At 73.6% G+C, this 3,313-nt stretch carries 3 protein-coding genes; 1 reads left to right on the forward strand and 2 read right to left on the reverse strand.

What is annotated here, in order from left to right; genetic code table 11:
* A partial coding sequence (locus tag DZF91_RS26200) for a sodium:solute symporter family transporter (protein WP_407920941.1) occupies positions 1-905 on the forward strand: 905 nt, incomplete at its 5' end.
* A gap of 497 nt (positions 906-1,402) precedes the next feature.
* On the opposite strand, the gene DZF91_RS26205 is transcribed toward DZF91_RS26200, so the two are convergent.
* The gene (locus DZF91_RS26205; RefSeq protein WP_117359854.1) at positions 1,403-2,254 is read right to left on the reverse strand and encodes a deoxyribonuclease IV; all 852 of its coding nucleotides are present in this window, start codon (positions 2,252-2,254) and stop codon (positions 1,403-1,405) included.
* A gap of 24 nt (positions 2,255-2,278) precedes the next feature.
* The coding region (locus DZF91_RS26210; protein WP_117359855.1) for a Stk1 family PASTA domain-containing Ser/Thr kinase at positions 2,279-3,313 on the reverse strand (1,035 nt) is incomplete at its 5' end.

Below are 3,313 nucleotides of genomic sequence, written 5' to 3' on the forward strand. Positions count from 1 at the left end.
CCGAGCTGCTGTTCCCGCGCGGCGCGGCCGTCCCGCACGCGGACCGGCTGCCCGCCCGCGACGGCGGCCCGTGGACGATGCCGTCCGCGCGCGGCCGGGACCACGCCCTCTACACCACCTACTCGGCGCTGCTGGCGGTGCTGCTCGGCACGATGGGCCTGCCGCACATCCTGATGCGGTTCTACACCAACACCTGCGGGCGCGCCGCCCGCCGGACGGCCGCGATGGTCCCCGCCCTGCTGTCGGTGTTCTACCTGTTCCCGGCCCTGTACGGGACGCTCGGCCGCCTCTACACGCCCGAGCTGCTGATGACCGGGGACACCGACGCCACGATCCTCACCCTGCCGCGCAGGCTGGCGCCGGGCCTGCCGGGGTCGCTGCTGGTCGGGCTGGTCGCGGCGGGCGCGTTCGCCGCGTTCATCTCCACCACCTGCGGGATCGTGGTGGCGATGGCGGGCACCCTCGCGCAGTGCGTCCTGCGCGGCGGGACGGGCGGCTTCCGGGTGGGAGCGGTGGTCTCCCTCGTCGTCCCGCTGTGCGTGGCCGCGACGGTCGGGACGCAGAACGCGGCGGGACTGGTCACGCTCGCGCTCACGGTGTCGGCCTGCTCGCTGTGCCCGCTGCTGCTGCTCGGCCTGTGGTGGCGGCGGCTCACGCCGCTCGGCGCGGGCGCCGGGCTGGTCTTCGGCGGCGGCCTGGCCGTCGCGGCCTGCGGGGCGGGCCTGTTCCTCGGCCCCCGGCACGGCTGGGCGGAGGCGATCCTGGCGCAGCCCGCGCTGGTCCTGGCCCCGGCGGCGCTCGCGGTGATGGTCGGCGTGTCGCTGGCGTCCCGGCGCTCGGTGCCGGCCCGCGCGGACCGCGCGCTGGCGCGGATGCACCTGCCGGAGGAGGTCGTCGTGCACTGAACCGGCCGGTCGCGGGGGCGTCCTCGACGAAGAAGGTATGGAAGAGGCTACGGCCCGACCGTTCGTCGTGCGGAACCGACCGCTCGTCGTGAAACTACGCTACGTATAACTCTGGCTACACACCGTTTACCGAATCCCGGTGTCCACCACACCCACCTGGTGACCTCCCGCCTCTAGTGTTCTCTGTGTCACCGGGAAGCGACGACGCTCCCCGAGATGACCAAAAGGCAACCTTGGAGATCCGGCGGACGCCAGTCGAACGCCGGATCACGCCAGAGGATCCCGTACCGGGGGGGTGGGATCCACTGGCTTACCGCTCGGGCGCCGCTGGACAGTCGGGGGGTTGTTCAGCGGCGCCCGAGCTCATGCCCGCCCCTTCACGGGTCTGCCCCATACGACCGTGCCCGGGTCCCTGCACAGGGACCCGGGCACGGTCGCGTCGGCCGTCCGCGCCGCCGCCCCTCACCCGGCCTTGGGAGTCGGGGCTTCGCGCGGGGTCAGTTGTCGCGGAGGCGCTTGAGGGTGGCGACGTCCTCGGCGTGCGGCGCGGCCTCGCGGCCCGGGGTCTCGATGACCAGGGGGACGCCGGCCATGGCCGGGTGCCGGAAGAGCTCGCCGAACGCGGCCTCGCCGATGTGGCCCTTGCCGATGTTCTCGTGGCGGTCCTTCTTGGAGCCGCAGACGTCCTTGGAGTCGTTGGCGTGGACGAGCCGCAGCCGGTTCTCGCCGACGGTCGCGACCAGCGCGTCCAGGGTCTCCTTGACGCCGCCGGGCGACGCCAGGTCGTGGCCCGCGGCGAAGGCGTGGCAGGTGTCGAAGCAGACGCCGAGCTTCGGGTGGCGCTCCAGCGCGTCGAAGTAGGGGCCGAGGTCCTGGACCTTGGCGCAGAGCATCGCGCCCTGGCCCGCCATCGGCTCCAGGAGCAGGTGCGGGCCGTCCTCGGGGATCTCCTCCAGCAGCGGCAGGACGTGCTCGTGGATCTGCGCCATCGCCGCGTCGTAGGTCTGGCTGACGGCCGAGCCGGTGTGCACGACGACGCCGCGGGCGCCGATGGCGTGGCCGCGCCGCAGCGAGTGCCGGACCGTCGCCAGCGACTTCTCCAGCGTCTCGGCGCTGGGGGAGCCGAAGTTGACCAGGTACGGCGAGTGCACGTAGACGGGGACGTCGTCCCGCTCGCGCAGCAGCGCGTCCTGCTTCGGGTCGCCCTCGGGCAGCGCCCAGCCGCGCGGGTTGGAGGTGAACACCTGGATCACCTCGGCGCCGATCTTCGCCGCGTACTTCAGGCCCCCGGTGGCCAGGCCCCCGGCCACCGGCACGTGCCCCCCGACGGGGCTCTTCTCAACGGTCATAGGCCGTCCAGCCTAGCCGGGGTTCTACGGGCCCCTGACGATGGTGACGGTCGAGTCGCGGGCGGCCTGGGCGCCGCCCGTGGGCCACTGGGCGCGGACGACGTCGCCGCCGAAGCCCTGCACCTTGACCTTGAAGCCGGCGTCCTCCAGGGCGCTGGTCGCGTCGTCGACCGACTGGCCCGTCACGCTCGGGACGGGAAGCTGCTCGTCCTGGCCGCCCTGGCCGCCGTTGTTGTCGCAGCCGAAGTGCCAGCCGCCCAGGTCGACCAGGCAGTCCCGCTGGTTGACGACGAGCGTGACCCTGTCGCCGCGCGACAGGCCGGTGCCCGCGTCCGGCTGCTGCTCCAGGACGGTGTCGGCGGGCCTGTCCTTGTCCTTGCGCTTCTTGGTGTCCACCTTCAGGCCCATCGAGCGCAGCGTGTTGACGGCCTCGTCGGTGTTGCGCCCGACGACGTTCGGCATGGTCATGCCGCTGCTGACGACGATGTCGACCGGGCCCTCGTCCGGGGAGACCTTGCGGCCGGCCGGCGGGTCGGTGCGCATGACCTTGTCCTTGGCGACGCTCTGCGAGCTCTGCCGGCGGACGTCGCCGATGGTGAACCCCGCGTCCTTCAACTTGCCCTTGGCGTCGTCCAGGGAGCCGCCCGCGACGTCCGGGACGGCGCGCGGCGTCTTGCCCAGGGACGGCGTGAGCGTCACGGTCTGGCCCTTGGAGACCCGGGCGCCGCCCGGCGGGTCGGACGCCGCGACCGTGCCCTTGGGCGCGCGGTCGCTGTAGGACGCCTCGCCGACGCGGATGTTCAGGCCGGCGCCGCGCAGCTTGGACTTGGCGTCGGTGAGCCGCATCCCGACGATCCGGTCGGGAACGTGGTCGTACTGGCCGGAGGTCTGCCACCACACGGCCCAGCCGAGGATCACGGCCGCGACGGCGGCGATCGCGATCAGCACGTACCGGCCGGTGAGCGCGCCGAGCGCGCGGTCGGCGCCGGTGCGGCGCGGCGGTGCGCCCTCCGGACCGCCCGGCACGGACGCGGGGGCCGTGGCGGACGGGTCGAAGAC

This window comes from Actinomadura logoneensis (assembly GCF_003428695.1).
GTDB classification, from domain to species: domain Bacteria; phylum Actinomycetota; class Actinomycetes; order Streptosporangiales; family Streptosporangiaceae; genus Spirillospora; species Spirillospora logoneensis.